The organism is Polynucleobacter sp. Adler-ghost (assembly GCF_018688495.1).
In the GTDB taxonomy this organism is placed as follows: domain Bacteria; phylum Pseudomonadota; class Gammaproteobacteria; order Burkholderiales; family Burkholderiaceae; genus Polynucleobacter.
Map to the genome: position 1 here is coordinate 1581709 of NZ_CP061320.1, position 18428 is coordinate 1600136.

An 18428-nucleotide genomic window follows, 5' to 3' on the forward strand; every position below is an offset into this window, starting at 1 on the left:
AGTCTGAATGAAAAAATACAAACTCCTATTCTGCTCACTTGGATTATTTTTTCCTGGAACCGGCTTGAACTGTTTTTATTTACAAGGATTGAAATCCTTCTGGGGCTGGGCACAACTATTCTCTTTTATCGGCGGTATCGCTGGTTGGTTAATTCTCAAAGATACACACTTCCACTCTGCACCAGGTTGGGTACTCATCACCTTCGGCTTCATCACCCTTGAAGCCAGTTGGTTGACTACCATCACTTACGGCTTACGTGCTGATGAAAAGTGGGATGCCCAATTTAATCTAGGTTTAGAGCCTAGCAGGGCAACTCAGTCTGGTTGGCCAGTCGTGCTAACTGTCATCTTTTCTTTAGTCTTTGGTGCCGGTGTGATGATGACCTTCTTGGCCATTGCGTTTGAACAATTTTTCATCTCCCAACTTCAAGAAGCAAGAAAGCTATCCCAGTAATACGGATAGCTTTTTGATGGGCAACAATAGTTATTGAAAGCTTAAAACTGCTCCGCTGTCAGCGCATTAGTAGATTGTCCACTCTCTAAGATCGAGGTGGCAAGAGCTTGAGATTGTGGCAATAGATTTTCTGCAAAGAATCGTGCGGTAGCAATCTTGGCATCATAGAAATTCGGGTCTCCTGCACGCAACTCTTGTGCAGCTAGTAAAGCGCGTGCCATTTGCCATGCCCCTAATACTAAGCCACATAATCGCAAGTACGCAAAACTCCCTGCATATACTGCCTTGATGTCTGTTTTAGCATTCGCCACAATGTAATCTACCGAAGTATCAAACGCTTCTCGCGCCAGAGTTAACTGCTTCAATACCGCCTTTGCATCTGCGCTGCCGCTACTTGCTAAATCTTTTTCAGTTTGCTCGATTCTGCCTGAGAACAGCTTCGCAGTTGCGCCACTATCCCGCACCGTCTTTCTACCAATCAAATCATTTGCTTGAATAGCTGTAGTGCCTTCATAGATGGTCAGGATACGAGCATCACGATAATGTTGTGCTGCACCAGTCTCCTCAATAAAGCCCATACCACCGTGTACTTGAACGCCCAAACTCGCAACATCAATCGACATCTCAGTCGAAAAGCCTTTCACAATCGGCACCAAGAATTCATATACCGCTTGATTCTGCTTGCGAGCTATTTCATCAGGGGATGCATGTTGCGCATCATAAGCAGCTGCCGCGTAATACGCTAAGGCTCTAGATGCCTCAATATAGCCGCGCATAGTCATCAACATCCGCTTCACGTCAGGCTGATGAATAATTGCTACAGGGCCTGGGGAGCCAGCTAGATCACGACTCTGAACTCGGTCTTTAGCGTATTGCACTGCTTTTTGATATGCTCGCTCTGCAACTGCAATACCCTGCATACCGACCGCAAAGCGGGCAGCATTCATCATCACGAACATGTATTCCAGACCACGATTTTCTTCGCCCACTAAGTAGCCGGTTGCACCACCGTGATCGCCAAACTGTAAGACTGCAGTTGGGCTGGCCTTAATGCCCAGCTTGTGCTCAATCGAGACGCAGTGCACATCATTACGCTCACCAAGCGTACCATCTGCGTTTACCAAATACTTCGGAACTACAAACAAGGAAATACCCTTCACGCCCTCTGGTGCATCTGGTGTTCTAGCTAGTACGAGATGGACAATATTTTTTGCCATATCGTGCTCACCATAGGTGATGTAGATCTTGGTGCCAAAAATTTTATATATGCCATCGGCTTCAGGTACAGCGCGAGAACGCACCATCGATAGGTCGGAGCCTGCCTGAGGCTCTGTAAGGCACATGGAACCAGTCCATTCCCCAGAAATCATCTTGGGCACATAGCGCTCTTGCAACTCGGGGCTTGCTGCAGTCAATAAAGCCTCAATCGCACCATCAGTCAGCATGGGGCATAAAGCAAAAGACAAGCTAGCCGAGTGAACCATCTCAAAGCATGCCGTGGCAATCAGTTTTGGCAAACCTTGACCACCAAACTCTACGGGGTGCACAACACCCTGCCAACCTGCTGCAGCAAATTGCTCAAAAGCCTCTTTAAAGCCAAGGGTAGTAGTGACTATGCCATTCTTGAGTGAGCTAGGATGTTGATCGCTAGGCCAGTTGAGAGGCGCTACAACATCTTGATTAAATTTGGCAGACTCTTCTAGAATCGCCGGGGCTAAATCTACATCAGCGCCCGCTTCAGCATAGGAGGGGTAGGCAACAATCTCAGCTAGCCCCGCTAATTCGTTCATCACAAATAGCATGTCTTTTACTGGGGCTACATACGGCATACGTACTCCTATAGATCGGGTGTGAAGGCAGTTAAAGCGAGCTCTTAAATGCCTTAAGTAAGTAAGTAAGTTAATTCAGGGACGGCGGTATTAAGGTCTGCAACTAAACCATAATCAGCAACACTAAAGATTGGCGCCTCAGGATCTTTATTAATCGCTACGATCACCTTAGAGTCCTTCATGCCAGCTAAATGCTGAATCGCACCAGAGATGCCAACGGCAATATACAACTGCGGTGCAACGATCTTACCGGTCTGACCCACTTGATAATCGTTTGGAACATAACCTGCATCAACTGCAGCACGTGAGGCGCCCAGAGCGGCGCCAAGCTTGTCAGCCAAGGGCGCAATAATTTCTTGATACTTCTCACCAGAACCTAAACCACGACCACCAGACACAATGATTTTGGCGGCAGTAAGTTCAGGACGATCTGACTTAGTGAGTTCACGACCAACGAAAGATGATTTACCAGAAACCTCAGTAGCCGCTTGCTTTTCTACTGCAGCGGATCCACCACTTGCGGCAACAGGATCAAAACCGGTTGTACGAACCGTAATTACTTTAATTGAGTCAGAAGATTGCACGGTAGCAATCGCATTGCCTGCATAAATTGGACGTTCGAAAGTATCTGCAGAGATCACTTTAGTAATGTCAGATAACTGAGCCATGTCTAACTTAGCGGCAACACGTGGCAAGACATTCTTACCATTGGCGGTTGCTGGCGCCAGAATATGGCTATAGCTATTAGCAATAGATAAAATTTGAGCGGCTAAGGGTTCGGCGAGCTGATCAGCTAACGATGCTGCATCTACCTGAATGACCTTACGTACTCCAGCAATTTGTGCCGCAGCAGTAGCAGCGGCATCGGCACCACTACCGGCTACCAACACATCCACCTCAGGGGAGCACTGCAAAGCAGCAGCTACCGCATTGAGCGTTGCTGCTTTTAAAGATTGATTGTCGTGTTCAGCAATAACGAGTGCGGCCATTTAAATCACCTTCGCTTCATTTTTAAGTTTATCTACTAAAGCTGCTACATCAGCCACCATCACACCAGCAGAGCGCTTTGGTGGCTCCTCTACTTTGAGAGTTTTGAGACGCGGGGTAATGTCAACACCAAGCTCTTCAGGCTTCAGGATTTCCAAAGTTTTCTTTTTAGCTTTCATGATGTTTGGCAAAGTCACATAACGTGGCTCATTCAAACGCAAGTCAGTTGTGATGACTGCGGGCAAAGTAATCGCAATGGTTTCTAAGCCGCCATCCACCTCGCGAGTCACAAGCGCTTTACCATCGGCAACTACTACTTTGGAAGCAAAAGTTGCTTGGGGAATATCCATCAAGCTAGCTAGCATCTGTCCCGTCTGATTACTATCGTCATCAATCGCCTGCTTACCCAAGATGACGATCTGCGCTTGCTCTTTCTCAGAAAGCGCTTTGAGAATTTTTGCAACAGCTAAGGGCTGTAATTCAGTATCGGTTTCTACTAAGATGGCACGATCCGCACCAATCGCTAAGGCAGTACGCAGCGTTTCTTGACATTGAGTGGGGCCAGCAGAAACCACTACTATCTCAGTAGCAACACCAGCTTCTTTTAACCGAACCGCCTCTTCTACTGCAATCTCATCAAATGGATTCATACTCATTTTGACGTTTGCCAGATCGACACCGGAGTGATCTGATTTCACCCGAATTTTGACGTTGTAATCAACAACCCGTTTTACTGCCACTAAGATTTTCATGCTGGATCTCTATTTTTGAGTAACTTTTCTATTTTATCCGCCTAGCCCCAATTAGAGCTAGACATCGATTGCTGAAGCCGAGCCCGCCTGCTTGCGAAGTTCGAACTTCTGAATCTTGCCAGTAGAGGTCTTGGGTAACTCACAAAATACAATGGCTTTGGGCACCTTAAAGCCAGCTAGATGCTGCTTGCAATGGGCAATGATGTCAGCGGGTGTAACCTCCATTCCAGGCTTAATTTCCAAGAAAGCGCAAGGCGTTTCTCCCCACTTAGGGTCTGGCTTCGCAACCACTGCAGCAGCCATAACAGCTGGGTGGCGATAAAGAACATCTTCAACCTCCACGGAAGAAATATTTTCGCCGCCAGAGATGATGATGTCTTTGCTACGATCCTTCATCTTCACATAGCCGTCGGGGTTCATGACTGCCAAATCACCTGAATGAAACCAACCACCCTCAAAAGCCTCTTTACTTGCCTTCTCATTTTTAAGGTAGCCCTTCATGGCAATATTGCCCTTAAACATAATCTCACCCATCGTTTCGCCATCAGCAGGAACAGGCTCGAGAGTTTCAGAATTAAGAACGGCAATCGCCTGCTGCAGGTGATACCGAACACCTTGTCGCGCATTGAGGCGAGCCCTCTCACCAATATCAAGGTCATTCCATTCATCTTGCTTGACACATACCGCTGCTGGTCCGTAGGTCTCCGTTAATCCATAGACATGCGTTAGGTCAAAGCCCAGTTGTTCCATTCCCTCAATGATGGATGCAGGAGGTGCAGCGCCTGCAATTAAGCCTTTGACGCCTGCCGGAACTCCTGCTTTTAATTCGTCAGGAGCATTAACCAATAGGTTATGCACAATTGGAGCGGCGCAGTAATGGGTGACACCGTGATCTTTAATAGCGGCAAATATATGTTGCGCATCCACGCGACGTAGGCAAACATTAATGCCGGCGCGTGCCGCTACCGTCCACGGAAAGCACCACCCATTGCAATGGAACATCGGTAGTGTCCAGAGATAGGTGGGGTGCTTACTAATATCCCAGTCCAAAATATTCGAGATAGCATTGATCGCTGCGCCACGATGGTGATACACCACCCCCTTTGGATTACCAGTAGTACCCGAGGTGTAGTTCAAGCAAATAGCTTGCCATTCATCTGCAGGGACTTGCCAAGCGAATTGAGGGTCGCCTTCAGACAAGAACTTTTCATACGAGAGTTTGCCGAGCTTTTCACCAGGAACATCAAACTCTTTTTCCTCGATATCAATCACTAGAAACTCGCGACCACTTGCTTTCTTGGCTATCTCAAGCGCTTTTTTCATCACCCCCGAAAACTCGGGATCTACGATCACGACTTTTGCTTCACCATGATTGAGCATAAAAGCTATGGACTCGGGATCAAGGCGAGTATTTAAGGCATTTAATACTGCCCCAGACATCGGAATCCCAAAATGCGCCTCAACCATTGGTGGCGTATTGGGCAACATGACAGCTACAGTATCACCCAAGCCAATGCCCTGCTTTTGCAAGGCGCTTGCTAAGCGACGACAACGCTCATACGTCTGACTCCAGGTCTGACGTAATTTGCCATGAATGATTGCCAAGCGATCTGGATATACTTCGGCAGTTCGCTCAAGAAACAATAGCGGTGTGATCGGGGTGAAGTTTGCTGGGTTACGCTCCAAACCCTGCTCAAAAATATTAGCCATGTATTCCTTGAATATTGATCTTTTTTGATTCTAGATTGCAGACTTCGCTTAAATATCAGCAAGCGCTTTGACGTGCGCCACCACGCTACGACCTAGGGCGGAAAGGTTATAGCCACCCTCGAGACAGCTAACGATACGGCCTTGAGCGTATTGATTTGCAATCCCTTTAAGCTGCTTAGTAATCCACGCATAGTCGTCTTCCACTAAACCCATTTGCCCTAAATCATCCTCACGGTGAGCATCAAAGCCTGCAGAGATAATGATGAGTTCTGGCTCAAAATCCCTTAGACGTGGCAACCATTGCTCTTCGACGATCGAGCGGACCACATCTCCTCGAGTAGACGCTGGCAAGGGAACATTCACCATATTGTTTGCCCCGTCTAATCCGCTATAGGGATAAAACGGATGTTGAAAGAAACTGCACATGAGCACATTGGGGTCATTAAAAAATGCTGCTTCAGTCCCATTGCCGTGATGCACATCAAAATCAATAATGGCTACCCGTGCAATACCGTACTCTTCCATAGCGTAACGCGCAGCAACAGCAACATTATCAAAGACACAAAATCCCATTGAGCGGGTTGGCTCTGCATGGTGCCCCGGAGGGCGAACCGCACAAAATACATTTTCAACTTCACCCTTCATTACCGCATCAACACCCGCAATGGCAGCACCGGCTGCACGTAATGCAGCACTCCAAGTATGGGGGTTCATAATGGTGTCACCATCGAGCATAAAGTAACCGCTCGCTGGTGAACGCTCTTTTACAAAAGCAATGTGATCTGGGCTATGCACTAACTCTAGTTGTTCTTCAGTTGCCAAGGGAGCATCTAGGTGATGCAGAAAGCGATCGATACCACTACGAATTAACTGATCATTGATTGCCTGAATCCGCTCCGGGCACTCAGGATGATGGCTGCCCATCTCATGTTTTAGAAAATCTGGATGAGTTATGTATCCTGTTGTCATTACTAGAAATCCTCAATAGCAATACTGTAGTTTTTATAATCTAATTAAATTTGCCAACTCTTCAAAAACCCATCCTCATATCCATGAATTTTCGCTTCTCCTATCTTGCTTCAACACTATTAATAGCACTATTACTTAGCGCCTGCTCCAGCACACGTGTTCAGCAAGTTAGCCCTACAGAGACTATCGTAAACCAGTCTGAGGATGATGCGACAGAAGCCCGTTTTAGCCAAAACCTCAACCAATTAATCGCTCAAATTGCTCAAACCCAAGGAATCCCTCAGGCAAGCCTTGAATCAGGCTTCTCAGATGCTAAAACGATTCCGTCCATTCGAAAATTGGTGTTACCCCCATCGGGCAGCTTTAAAAAGAATTGGGTAGCCTATCGCAAGCGCTTTATTGAGCCTTTTCGCCTGAAGGCTGGCAAGGCTTTTTGGGAACAAAACCAAGTATTCCTTAGTAAGGTTGAGCAAGAATCTGGCGTTCCGGCTGAAGTCATTGTGTCCATTATTGGAATTGAAACCATCTATGGCCGTCAAACCGGAAATTTTCGAGTAAAGGATGTGCTTTCTACGCTAGCCTTCAGCTATCCCGATACCCCCAATAAAGCGAGCAGAGAGCAACTCTTTAAAGATCAGCTTCAAGAACTCATCCTCATGTGCTGGACTGAGAGCGGTGCTAGCCTCCCCGCGAGGAACAGTAGTCAAGGGATGAACTCGGCACGCTTTAATGCCTGCCTTAATCAAAACAGCTCCTATGCAGGTGCCATTGGTTTACCGCAATTTATGCCTGGCAGCATCCGTAACTTTGCAGTGGATGGCGATGGAGATGGTCGGATTGACCTTAAGCAAAGTCCCAAAGACGCCATTGCTAGCGTTGCCAATTTTATGAAAAAACATGGTTGGCAAGCTGGTATGCCGATTTACTTCCCTGTACAAGAGAGGGCAATTAGCGAAGCAAGAGCTCTGGCTGATGGTGAGCCACAACTCAAATACTCTGTTCAAGAACTCATCACTAAAGGTATCCTCACTGAAGAGCAAGGCGACCTTCAAGCAGGTGGCGTTGAGCCCCAAAGCAAAGCGCTCATTGTTGATCTCCCCTATCCAGACAAAGATGATAACGATCAGGTTCGCTACGTAGTGGGCTTAAATAATTTCTTGACGATTGTGCAATACAACCGCAGTTACTTTTATGCACAAAGTGTTGCAGAGTTTGCTGAAGCCTTGGGTTACAAGAATCAAAGCGTGGTGGCGGTCAGCACACCTAAAGCAAAGTCTGAAACAAAGGCAAGCGAACCAGCTAAATCTAAATCCAAGAAAACTGCTAATAAGAAAAAACCGAAGCAGACTTAATTCTGTGGTTTAAATATCTTAAGCTGGAAAAACCCCAGTAGATAGATAGCGATCACCGCGGTCACAGACGATAAAGACAATCGTGGCATTTTCAACCTGGCGGGCGATTCGCAAGGCAACCACTAAAGCACCGCCCGCAGAAATGCCACAAAAGATACCCTCTTCAGCCGCAAGGCGACGAGCCATCTCTTCAGCATCTGCTTGGCTGACATACTCAATACGATCAACCTTATCACCTTGGTAAATCTTAGGCAGATACTCTGGAGCCCATTTACGAATACCTGGAATTTGCGAACCCTCTTCAGGTTGAGCGCCAATAATCTGAATATTGGGGTTCATCGTTTTTAAGTAAGTAGAGACTCCGGTAATGGTTCCAGTGGTACCCATCGATGAGACAAAGTGCGTCACCTGGCCGTCGGTATCACGCCAGATTTCTGGGCCAGTCGTCTCAATGTGAGCACGTGGGTTATCAGGATTCGCAAATTGATCTAACAATCTACCGCGACCCTCCTTCTGTAATTGCAATGCATAGTCACGCGCAAACTCCATGCCACCAGAGGCTGCCGTCAGAATGAGTTCCGCTCCATAGGCAGCCATACTTTGTCGACGCTCAATACTCTGGTTCTCAGGCATCACTAAAACCATCTTGTAGCCCAACATCGCAGCAGTCATTGCTAAAGCAATACCAGTGTTGCCGCTAGTAGCCTCAATCAGCGTATCACCAGGTTTAATTTCGCCGCGCTCTTGTGCGCGTAGGATCATCGACAGCGCAGGTCGGTCTTTAACCGACCCCGCTGGATTGTTACCCTCCAACTTTCCTAAGATCAGATTATTTTTGGAATCGTTTTCAGCACCAGGAATACGTTGCAAACGAACTAGGGGTGTATTACCCACGGTCTGAGAAATAGTTAAGTAAGAAGTTGTGTTCATGAAACCATTTTAGCCATAAGCTAGGCTAGACGTAAAAGGGCTTAATTTCGGCGACTTGGTTCCGTACGATCCGTATGATGGCGAGAACCACTTTGACCGCGTGAGCCACGTCTGCTAGTCTTGGAGCCCTCTTTATTGGTGCGACCATGTGGCTCACGAAAAGAACTTGGCGCCTCGATAGTTAAGCCGTTATCCACCATCTTTTCCACAGATTTCATACCAATTCCACGAACACGCTTTTGCAGGTCATTGGCATCCTGAAAGTGTCCACCGTCTAAGCGCTCAGCAATAATTGTCTTGGCTTTAGAGGGTCCAATCCCCTTAATACTCTCAAGCTCAGACTGAGTAGCGGTATTGACATTAATTGGCGAGGCGGCAGCTAAACTTGAGACAGCTACAAATACTGAAAATACTAAAGACTTTAATAATTGACTCATTTAATCTCCATTAGTTAATAAAAAATCCACCTACACAAAGTGCAAGTGGATTAGTTACAACGAATCAAGATTTAGTCGGTTGACTGCTTTTAGCTTGCTAGAGTGGACTTGCCAAGAAATCCGCATTAGCTGATAACCAGGCAATATAACGACCGACACCCTGCTCCACATTAAGGAAGGGTTCTGAGTATCCAGCCGCACGCAGCTTAGTTAAATCTGCTTGTGTAAAGCACTGGTACTTTCCTTTGAGCGCATCCGGGAATGGAATGTACTCAATCGCCTTTTCTTTGACCAACTCTTCTAGGCTGGCAGGGTTAGCTTTATCGATTTTTCGCATAGCATTGGCAACTGCATGCGCAACATCATTAAATGGTTGTGCGCGGCCACTGCCGAGATTAAAGATACCGCTGATTTCTGGATGATCCAAGAAATATAGGTTCACCTTCACTACGTCTTCAACTGATACAAAATCACGACTTTGCTCACCAGCACCATAGCCACCATACTCACCAAACAGCTTAACTTTGCCATTCAATTTGTACTGGTGATACTGGTGGAATGCCACTGAAGCCATACGACCCTTGTGTGATTCACGTGGACCATAAACATTGAAGTAGCGGAAACCAACGACCTGGGCAGTATTGGCTTTTTCAGAAAAGCGCTTGCGCATCACTTGATCAAATAAGAACTTGGAGTAGCCATAAATGTTCAGTGGCTTTTCATGCTCACGACTCTCTATAAATACATCAGAACCACCATAGGTCGCCGCTGAAGAGGCGTAGAGTAGTTGCACTTTTTGTTCTGTGCAGATATCGAGTAAATCCATGGTGTATCGGAAATTATTCGCCATCATGAAGATGCCATCAGTCTCCATCGTGTCGGAACAAGCCCCTTCATGAAAGACTGCCCTTACTTTACCAAAGCGACCACCTCTAAATGCCTCTAGGAACTCGTCTTTATCTAGGTAATCAATAATGTCTAAATCCGCAAGATTGCGATACTTATCGGCTGGGCGCAAATCATCGACTGCAATAATATTTTTCTCGCCACGGGCATTGAGCGCTTGAACAATATTAGCGCCAATAAACCCAGCTGCGCCGGTCACGATAATCGTCATTGCAATTCCTCAGAAGTAACGGTGGCTGTACCTAACTTACCAACCACAATACCACCAGCCCGATTAGCTAAAGCCATCGCTCTTTCCAGTGGCCAGCCAGCTGCCAATGCCACTGCTAACGTTCCAATAACGGTATCACCCGCACCTGATACATCAAACACTTCGCGCGCCTGTGCCTTCACATGACTCACGCCCGCATCGGTAAATAAGCTCATGCCCTCCTCGGAACGGGTGAGGAGAAGCGCCTCGAGGTTTAATGACTTTCTGAGATCTTGTGCTTTCTTAGTTAGATCATCTTCATTGGCCCACTTACCAACTACTTGACGCAGCTCGCTTCGGTTAGGCGTCAGTACAGTGGCACCGCGATACTTAGCATAATCATCACCCTTAGGATCGACTAGGATCATTTTCTTTTGAGCACGTGCCTGCTCAATCATCAAAGCTACTTGACCTAAGGCGCCTTTACCATAGTCAGACAAAATGACCACGTCAGCATCACCAAGCAACTTCTCGTAACGCTCCAACTTGTGAGCTAAAGCTGCCTCACTAGGGGCCTCCTCGAAATCCAAGCGAATGAGTTGCTGCTGTCTTGCAATGACCCGCAACTTCACAGTAGTCGGCACTTTGCTATCAATCTCTAATTGACTGTTAACACCACTGGATTTCAGGAGATCAGTAACGCGTCGTCCTGGCTCATCATCACCAATCACACCCAAAATTGTTGTCTTCGCACCAAGAGCCGCAACGTTACGAGCCACGTTGGCAGCACCACCTAAACGCTCATCAATCTTGCCTACTTGAACAACTGGCACTGGTGCCTCAGGAGAAATCCGATTCGTATCACCAAACCAATAGCGATCAAGCATGACATCACCCACCACCAATAGGCGGGCTTTAGAAAACTGTTCTCGGTTAGCTTTTTCCACGATGTAACTAATCCCCCTAATCTTTCTAATCTTTCGAATCTTTCTAATGGATTCTTTTTTACTGGTAATTAATTATGACGACCAATGCCTTGGTACTCAATACCTAATTCTTGCATAGCTTGGGGCTCATACAGATTACGGCCATCAAAGATAATGGGATTTTTCAGTTTAGCTTTAAGCAGATCAAAATCTGGGCTTCGGAAGGCCTTCCACTCGGTCACGATGACAAGAGCATCAGCATCTTGGATAGCCGCCATTGGATCATCTACCAAAGTCACTTGCTTGAGACCTTCTGGGTTAGCTTTGAAGTCTATCTCGAGGCAATGCTTAGTTTCTGGCATCGCTACTGGGTCATGAGCGACAACTTGAGCGCCACGTTTAACCAGCTCCTGGATGATGACTCGGCTTGGTGCTTCGCGCATATCGTCGGTATTCGGTTTAAATGCTAAGCCCCACATAGCGAACTTCTTACCCTTCAGGTCAGAACCAAAGCGTTTTTCAATTTTTTCTACCAAGATATATTTTTGAGCTTCGTTTACCGCTTCGACAGCATCTAGAATCTTCAGATCGCGACCATACTCAATCGCAGTCTTTGATAGGGCTGAGACGTCTTTCGGAAAGCAAGAACCGCCATAACCTGTACCGGAGTACAAAAATCCATAACCAATACGCGAGTCTGAGCCAATACCTTGACGCACTGCTTCAATATCAGCGCCGACTAAATCAGCAAGATTGGCTAGCTCATTCATGAAGGAGATACGAGTCGCCAACATCGCATTGGCTGCGTATTTAGTCAGTTCAGCACTCTTCACATCCATGTAATAGGTGCGCTCATGGTGGCGATTAAATGGAGCATAGAGTTTGCGCATTTGCTCTTTAGCACGCAGGCCTGCTGGGGTATTTTGTGTACCGATCACAATGCGATCTGGACGCATAAAGTCTTCTACCGCTGCGCCCTCTTTAAGGAATTCTGGATTAGAGACTACGGAACACAGTTCTGGTGAGAGGCTTCTTTTGGTCAACTCCTCGCTGATGGCAGCAGATACTTTGTCAGCGGTGCCCACTGGAACAGTGGATTTATCAACGATCACCTTAGCACTGGTCATATGGCGACCAATATTGCGAGCAGCCGCTACAACGTATTGCAAATCAGCAGAGCCATCCTCATCAGGAGGTGTTCCAACAGCAATAAATTGAATATCACCATGCGCTACGGAAGCGGCAATATCAGTAGAAAACTGCAGGCGACCAGCAGCGCGATTGCGCTCAATCATCTCTTTTAAACCTGGCTCATAAATAGGCACGCCGCCAGAATTAAGGATCTCAATCTTTTTAGGATCTACATCCACACAAAAGACATTATTGCCCTGCTCTGCTAAGCATGCGCCAGTAACAAGACCAACGTAACCGCTGCCGATGATGGTGACTTTCAAAATATCTCCAAGTAATTCAGTATTAGTTCATTCATTACAAATCAGACTACATTGAAGGGCCGCTAGGAACGGATCCCTCACTACGTCTTGGGGAGTAAGCCTCCCAGTGATTACAGCCCGGGCACTGCCAGTAAAAACGACGCGCACGGAAACCACAGTTACCACAAGTGTAGCGAGCCAAACTGGTGGTACGTTGCTTTAATAAATTAAGTGTTGCCTGTAAATCAGATACGCGCTCTGGCGTACCATTGCTCTCAGCCAATGTTAAACGTGTTTCCGCTAATTTCGAGAGAGCGCTTAAGCTTGGTGAGTGCTGCATCACCTCAACCAGCATCACTTCAGCTGCTTGAGCTCCACGAATGTGGGTCATATGCTTTTGCACAATGTCGAGCAACTCACCAGATGCCTGGGTTTTTAATAACTCGCAAAGCGCACTTAAACCTTCCTCCGCTTTATTTAGCACAGTATGTGCTGCCATCCACCGATCTGCGAGAAGATGCATATAGGCAGGATGCGTTTTAGCGATCACCGCCCATACCTCGATTGCCTGGGCTGGTCGATCCATAGCTATCAAATAATCACCCTGCAGAATGAGTGCGCGTGCATGATGCGGAACCGCTTGTAATGCCAATTGAATGGATTGCTCAACTGCTGGTAAATCTTTCCGACGCAATGCTTCTTGACCAAGCTCACAATGAAACTGCGCGATCTCGGTGTGATGTGATTTTCCTTGTAAAGCCTCGAGTTCGCTAGCCGCAATGATGGCTTTTTTCCAGTCCCGCTCAATTTGATACATCTCGAGCAAACTCTCTTTTGCTGGGGCAGCAAACTTACCTTCACCTACGCGATTTAATGATGCTTCAGCGCGATCTAATAGACCGGCACGTAGAAAATCGCGCCCTAATTCATAGGCAGCATGATCTCGATCACGCGGCTTTAAGTCATCGCGATTAGCCAGATGCTGGTGAACTCGAATTGCACGCTCAGTTTCGCCACGGCGACGGAATAAATTACCTAAAGCAAAGTGAAGATCGATTGTTTCGGGATCAAGCTGAGCGATCTTGACCAAGGTTTCAATTGCCTGATCAGGCTGCTCATTTAATAAGAGACTTAATCCTTTAAAGGTTGAACGCTGCTGACGCATCCGCTCTCGCTCATCCATGCGATTTTCAAGGCGTAAATCCCAACGACTAGCTAACCAACCAATGCCAAACATAACTGGTATTAACAGCAGCCAGGAGGTAGCAATCTGAATCATTTCGTGCAGAACTTAAATAAAAAAATGGTCCGAATGGACCACTGGATATGCGCTATGTGACTAGGCACCAGAACCCTCTTTAGGGCTCACCTGCTTCAGAGGCTTGTAATCAACACGCTCACGTAATTCTTTACCTGGCTTGAAATGGGGCACACGCTTTTCTGGGATCAATACTTTCTCACCAGATTTTGGGTTTCGACCAGTACGCGCAGGACGATGATGCAAAACAAAACTACCAACACCACGCAACTCAATCCGCTTGCCTTCGGCTAATGCGTGAGTCATCGTGTCTAGCAAAGTTTTTACAGCTAACTCCACATCTCTTGGTAGTAGCTGGGGAAACTGCTCCGCCAAACTCTCCACGAGCTCGGAACGAGTAATTGCTTGTTGCTCTTGATCTGACATATCTATCAATAAAAAACCGCCGCCCTCCTGGTGGAGGACGGCGATATTGATTTAGCCTTGATTGTCCATCTTTGCTTTTAACAAGGCGCCCAAGTTGGTTGTGCCAGACTGCGCATCACCTTGGAGCTTGCTCATAGCATCTTGTTGGTCAGAGCTGTCTTTAGCTTTGATTGAAAGATTGATGGCACGTGACTTGCGATCAATGTTGATGATCATTGCAGTTACGCTATCGCCTTCTTTCAAAACATTACGTGCATCTTCAACGCGATCTGTTGAAATCTCAGAAGCACGTAAGTAAGCTTCAACTTCATCAGCCAAGTGAATGGTTGCACCCTTAGCATCAACAGCCTTCACAGTACCAGTTACAAGGCTACCCTTGTCGCTTACGGATGTGTAGTTATTGAATGGGTCACCAGACAACTGTTTGATACCAAGAGAGATACGCTCTTTCTCAACATCAATAGCCAATACAGTAGCTTCCACTTCGTCGCCTTTTTTGTATTTCTTAACAGCTTCTTCGCCAGGCTCATTCCAAGAAATGTCTGAGAGGTGAACCAAACCATCGATACCGCCGGGCAAACCAATGAACACACCAAAGTCAGTAATAGACTTGATTGCACCAGTCAACTTGTCGCCTTTTTGTTGGCCACGTGAAAACTCTTCCCATGGGTTTGCTTTGCACTGCTTGATGCCCAAGCTGATACGACGCTTGTCTTCATCAATATCCAGAACCATCACTTCAACTTCGGTTCCTAGTGCAGTAGCTTTACTTGGAGCAACGTTCTTATTAGTCCAGTCCATCTCAGAAACATGTACCAAACCTTCGATACCAGATTCGATTTCTACGAATGCGCCGTAGTCAGTCAGGTTAGTTACCTTACCGAATAAACGGGTATTTGGTGGGTAACGACGAGCGATACCAACCCATGGATCATCACCAAGCTGTTTCACGCCGAGTGAAACACGGTTCTTCTCTTGATCGAACTTCAAAATCTTCGCGGTAACTTCTTGACCAACAGTCAACATCTCGCTTGGGTGACGTACACGACGCCATGCCAAATCGGTAATGTGCAAGAGGCCGTCAATACCACCGAGGTCCACGAACGCACCGTAGTCAGTAATATTTTTAACGATACCTTGAACAACGCTACCTTCCTTGAGGTTAGACATCAACTTCGCGCGCTCTTCACCTTGGCTAGCTTCAACAACTGCACGACGTGACAACACTACGTTGTTACGCTTGCGGTCAAGCTTGATAACCTTAAACTCCATCGTCTTACCTTCGTAAGGGCTGGTGTCTTTGATTGGGCGTGTGTCAACGAGTGATCCAGGCAAGAATGCGCGGATACCGTTAACCATGACTGTTAAGCCGCCTTTAACCTTACCGGTAACAGTACCAGTAACGATCTCAGCTTGCTCAAGCGCTTTTTCCAAGTTCATCCATGATGCCAAGCGTTTCGCTTTGTCACGGGAAAGGATTGTGTCGCCATAGCCGTTCTCTAGAGCGTCAATAGCAACAGAAACGAAATCGCCAGGAGCCACTTCAATCTCGCCAGCGTCGTTATGGAATTCTTCAACAGGAATAAACGCTTCGGATTTCAATCCAGCGTTAACAACGACGAAGTTATGGTCGATGCGAAGTACTTCAGCCGAAATAACTTGGCCGGTCTTCATATTCGATCGGGTTAATGATTCTTCAAATAGTTCTGCAAATGATTCAGACATTTATATATTCACTTTGTGCCGCCAGAAGGCCTGACGGGTTAGGTTAAAAAAGCCCCAAGAAACACGCTCAATTAGATAATCGCGTTGTAGAGTTTCTTAAGACGCCAAAACAACTTCTACTACTGTTTACTACCTACCCAAAACTAAGCTGTTGTTGATTGATACCAATCTAAAACCGTCTTAACTGCTTGATCTATCGATAATTCCGATGTTTCTAGCACTTTGGCGCCGTCTGCGACTAACAAAGGAGCGGCACCTCGACTACTATCTCTGGCATCGCGCTCTTGCAAATCATGCAACAAGTTCTCTAGTTTAGCAGAAATTCCCTTAGCTATCAATTGCTTATACCGTCGTTCAGCCCTAGCTTGGGCTGTCGCTGTTAGGAAAATCTTCAAAACAGCATCGGGAAATATCACACTTGCCATATCGCGACCATCAGCAACCAAGCCCGGAGCCCGCCTAAAACCATGCTGAACACCTACTAAAGCCTGCCTGACTTCTGGGTGCACCGCTATTGCAGAAGCACGCAAACCAATGCTTTCTGTCCGAATGGCATCGGTCACATCTTCGGAATTGAGCAAAATTTGACCATTTTTGAATGAAATCACCAGTTTTTTGGCCAAAATACCCAGTTCCGGGCCATTTTGAAGATCAACACATGCTTTTTGACTCCCCAAAGCGACGAGTCGGTAGAGTGCACCACTGTCCAAATAATGAAAGCCCAGCCTCTCGGCCACAAGGGAGGCAACCGTACCTTTACCAGAAGCGGTAGGTCCATCAATGGCGATGACTGGCGGTAAATTCATTAAAAGCGACTTCTAGGAGACGATCTTTGCAAACTCTGCAAAGTAAGTTGGGAAGGTTTTAGCAACGCAATTGGGATCGTTGATCTTGAGAGCATTGGGACCAAAAGCAGCTAGCGAGAAGCACATGGCCATACGATGGTCATCATAAGTATCAATACCTTCATCCGGAGACTTCCAATCAGAAATAGACGGCGGCGCTTGAACTACGATGTAATCAGCACCCTCTTGAACAATAGCGCCCACCTTTTTTAATTCTTTAGCCATTGCCGCAATACGATCAGTTTCCTTCACACGCCAGCTCGCAATATTATTCAAGCGCGTAGGTCCTTCAGCAAACAGTGCGGCAACAGCCAAGGTCATCGCCGCATCCGGAATCTCTGTGCAATCGATCGTAATACCATTGAGCTTGCCGTTGGCATTTTGAACGCCAGCAACTTCAATCCAATCCTCGCCCGACGAAATCTTCGCGCCCATTAAGGCTAAGGCATCAGCAAAAGCAACATCACCCTGAATACTTTGACTACCAACGCCTAAGACGCGCACTGGTCCACCACCAATCGCACCAAGTGCTAAGAAGTAAGAAGCAGACGATGCGTCACCTTCAACAGACAGCACTCCGGGACTTTGATATACCGCCTCAGAAGTTTTGGCAGGAATCACAAACGACTGGGCATCGGGGCAAGCTACTTTAACGCCAAAGCGCGCCATCAGCTTGAGCGTGATGTCAATATAAGGACGAGAAATCAATTCACCGATCACTTCAATCTTGACGGGCTCTTTTGCAACTAAAGGCAAGGCCATCAACAAGGCAGTCAGGAATTGGCTTGAGACATCGCCCCGCACCTTCACCACGTCTTTCATTTCAATATCAGCGGCAATGATCTTAATGGGTGGATAGCCTTCTTGTAATTCATAGTCAATCTTTGCCCCCACTTGGCGCAGGCCATCCACTAAATCTCGAATGGGTCTTTCATGCATACGAGGCACACCAGATAAACGGTAGTGACCGCCTTGCATAGCAAGAGCCGCTGTTAATGGACGAATTGCTGTACCTGCATTACCCATAAAGAGATCAGCATTTTGCACCGGGAACTTCCCGCTGCAACCTTCAACCACACAAACTTTGTCACCTTGATCACTTACCGATAAACCCAGCTGGCGAAGTGCATTACGCATCACCTGGGTATCGTCAGCATCTAGTAGATTTTTAAGTGTTGTAGTGCCTGACGATAGGGCGGCCAACAACAGGGCACGATTGGAAATGCTTTTTGATCCAGGTAAGACAATCGAACCCTGCGCTCGCTTGAATGGTCCAATTTTGATATCCGGCAATCCACT

General features: G+C 46.9%; 16 protein-coding genes and 1 pseudogene. 2 read left to right on the forward strand and 15 right to left on the reverse strand.

Annotated elements, in window-relative coordinates:
* Positions 1–7: 7 nt before the first annotated feature.
* On the forward strand, positions 8–454 hold the full coding sequence (locus ICV89_RS08260) for a hypothetical protein (protein WP_215308100.1): 447 nt from the start codon (positions 8–10) through the stop codon (positions 452–454).
* A gap of 41 nt (positions 455–495) precedes the next feature.
* Here ICV89_RS08260 and ICV89_RS08265 read toward each other — a convergent pair whose 3' ends face one another.
* From ICV89_RS08265 to ICV89_RS08285, 5 genes are read right to left on the reverse strand one after another with little or no spacing between them, the layout of a single operon-like run.
* Positions 496–2283, reverse strand: a complete 1788-nt coding sequence (locus tag ICV89_RS08265) for an acyl-CoA dehydrogenase (RefSeq protein WP_215308102.1) — start codon at positions 2281–2283, stop codon at positions 496–498.
* A 53-nt stretch (positions 2284–2336) separates the two neighbouring features.
* Positions 2337–3272: an electron transfer flavoprotein subunit alpha/FixB family protein gene (locus ICV89_RS08270; RefSeq protein WP_215308104.1), complete on the reverse strand. Its 936-nt coding sequence runs from the start codon at positions 3270–3272 to the stop codon at positions 2337–2339.
* On the reverse strand, positions 3273–4022 hold the full coding sequence (locus ICV89_RS08275) for an electron transfer flavoprotein subunit beta/FixA family protein (protein ID WP_215308107.1): 750 nt from the start codon (positions 4020–4022) through the stop codon (positions 3273–3275).
* Between the two features lie 57 nt (positions 4023–4079).
* On the reverse strand, positions 4080–5732 hold the full coding sequence (locus tag ICV89_RS08280) for an acyl-CoA synthetase (RefSeq protein ID WP_215308109.1): 1653 nt from the start codon (positions 5730–5732) through the stop codon (positions 4080–4082).
* Positions 5733–5780: 48 nt separating this feature from the next.
* On the reverse strand, positions 5781–6701 hold the full coding sequence (locus ICV89_RS08285; RefSeq protein WP_215308110.1) for a histone deacetylase family protein: 921 nt from the start codon (positions 6699–6701) through the stop codon (positions 5781–5783).
* A gap of 83 nt (positions 6702–6784) precedes the next feature.
* On the opposite strand from ICV89_RS08285, the gene ICV89_RS08290 reads away from it, so the two are divergent.
* Entirely contained in the window at positions 6785–8053 is a 1269-nt protein-coding gene (locus ICV89_RS08290) for a lytic transglycosylase domain-containing protein (protein ID WP_215308112.1), read from the forward strand.
* Between the two features lie 18 nt (positions 8054–8071).
* Here the strand turns inward: ICV89_RS08290 and cysM are convergent, their stop codons facing one another.
* The 10 genes and pseudogenes from cysM to aroA all read right to left on the reverse strand — a co-directional run bounded on the left by cysM (position 8072) and on the right by aroA (position 18422).
* Positions 8072–8983: a cysteine synthase CysM gene (gene cysM / locus ICV89_RS08295; protein ID WP_215308114.1), complete on the reverse strand. Its 912-nt coding sequence runs from the start codon at positions 8981–8983 to the stop codon at positions 8072–8074.
* A gap of 41 nt (positions 8984–9024) precedes the next feature.
* Positions 9025–9420 (reverse strand): helix-hairpin-helix domain-containing protein, encoded by a 396-nt coding sequence (locus ICV89_RS08300; RefSeq protein WP_215308116.1) that lies wholly within the window; start codon positions 9418–9420, stop codon positions 9025–9027.
* 97 nt (positions 9421–9517) lie between these two features.
* Complete coding sequence (rfaD, locus tag ICV89_RS08305) at positions 9518–10537, reverse strand: ADP-glyceromanno-heptose 6-epimerase (RefSeq protein ID WP_215308118.1); 1020 nt, start codon at positions 10535–10537, stop codon at positions 9518–9520.
* Positions 10534–11463 (reverse strand): D-glycero-beta-D-manno-heptose-7-phosphate kinase, encoded by a 930-nt coding sequence (gene rfaE1, locus ICV89_RS08310; RefSeq protein WP_215308120.1) that lies wholly within the window; start codon positions 11461–11463, stop codon positions 10534–10536. The genes rfaD and rfaE1 overlap by 4 nt, the downstream gene beginning before the upstream one ends.
* A gap of 68 nt (positions 11464–11531) precedes the next feature.
* Complete coding sequence (locus tag ICV89_RS08315) at positions 11532–12896, reverse strand: UDP-glucose/GDP-mannose dehydrogenase family protein (RefSeq protein ID WP_215308122.1); 1365 nt, start codon at positions 12894–12896, stop codon at positions 11532–11534.
* Positions 12897–12942: 46 nt separating this feature from the next.
* On the reverse strand, positions 12943–14154 hold the full coding sequence (gene lapB, locus ICV89_RS08320; protein ID WP_215308123.1) for a lipopolysaccharide assembly protein LapB: 1212 nt from the start codon (positions 14152–14154) through the stop codon (positions 12943–12945).
* A 108-nt stretch (positions 14155–14262) separates the two neighbouring features.
* Positions 14263–14559 (reverse strand): annotated as a pseudogene (locus ICV89_RS08325) (integration host factor subunit beta); the annotation flags it as partial.
* Positions 14560–14610: 51 nt separating this feature from the next.
* Positions 14611–16284, reverse strand: a complete 1674-nt coding sequence (rpsA, locus tag ICV89_RS08330; protein WP_215304875.1) for a 30S ribosomal protein S1 — start codon at positions 16282–16284, stop codon at positions 14611–14613.
* Between the two features lie 143 nt (positions 16285–16427).
* Entirely contained in the window at positions 16428–17090 is a 663-nt protein-coding gene (cmk, locus tag ICV89_RS10945) for a (d)CMP kinase (RefSeq protein ID WP_251370822.1), read from the reverse strand.
* Between the two features lie 12 nt (positions 17091–17102).
* Entirely contained in the window at positions 17103–18422 is a 1320-nt protein-coding gene (gene aroA, locus ICV89_RS10950; protein ID WP_251370954.1) for a 3-phosphoshikimate 1-carboxyvinyltransferase, read from the reverse strand.
* Between the last annotated feature and the right edge of the window lie 6 nt (positions 18423–18428).

Excerpts from the sequence above, each read along its gene's own strand:
- ICV89_RS08260 (WP_215308100.1), top strand. The coding sequence starts at position 8 with ATGAAAAAATACAAACTCCTATTCTGCTCACTTGGATTATTTTTTCCT.
- ICV89_RS08265 (WP_215308102.1), bottom strand. The coding sequence starts at position 2,283 with ATGCCGTATGTAGCCCCAGTAAAAGACATGCTATTTGTGATGAACGAA.
- ICV89_RS08270 (WP_215308104.1), bottom strand. The coding sequence starts at position 3,272 with ATGGCCGCACTCGTTATTGCTGAACACGACAATCAATCTTTAAAAGCA.
- ICV89_RS08275 (WP_215308107.1), bottom strand. The coding sequence starts at position 4,022 with ATGAAAATCTTAGTGGCAGTAAAACGGGTTGTTGATTACAACGTCAAA.
- ICV89_RS08280 (WP_215308109.1), bottom strand. The coding sequence starts at position 5,732 with ATGGCTAATATTTTTGAGCAGGGTTTGGAGCGTAACCCAGCAAACTTC.
- ICV89_RS08285 (WP_215308110.1), bottom strand. The coding sequence starts at position 6,701 with ATGACAACAGGATACATAACTCATCCAGATTTTCTAAAACATGAGATG.
- ICV89_RS08290 (WP_215308112.1), top strand. The coding sequence starts at position 6,785 with ATGAATTTTCGCTTCTCCTATCTTGCTTCAACACTATTAATAGCACTA.
- cysM (WP_215308114.1), bottom strand. The coding sequence starts at position 8,983 with ATGAACACAACTTCTTACTTAACTATTTCTCAGACCGTGGGTAATACA.
- ICV89_RS08300 (WP_215308116.1), bottom strand. The coding sequence starts at position 9,420 with ATGAGTCAATTATTAAAGTCTTTAGTATTTTCAGTATTTGTAGCTGTC.
- rfaD (WP_215308118.1), bottom strand. The coding sequence starts at position 10,537 with ATGACGATTATCGTGACCGGCGCAGCTGGGTTTATTGGCGCTAATATT.
- lapB (WP_215308123.1), bottom strand. The coding sequence starts at position 14,154 with ATGATTCAGATTGCTACCTCCTGGCTGCTGTTAATACCAGTTATGTTT.
- rpsA (WP_215304875.1), bottom strand. The coding sequence starts at position 16,284 with ATGTCTGAATCATTTGCAGAACTATTTGAAGAATCATTAACCCGATCG.
- cmk (WP_251370822.1), bottom strand. The coding sequence starts at position 17,090 with ATGAATTTACCGCCAGTCATCGCCATTGATGGACCTACCGCTTCTGGT.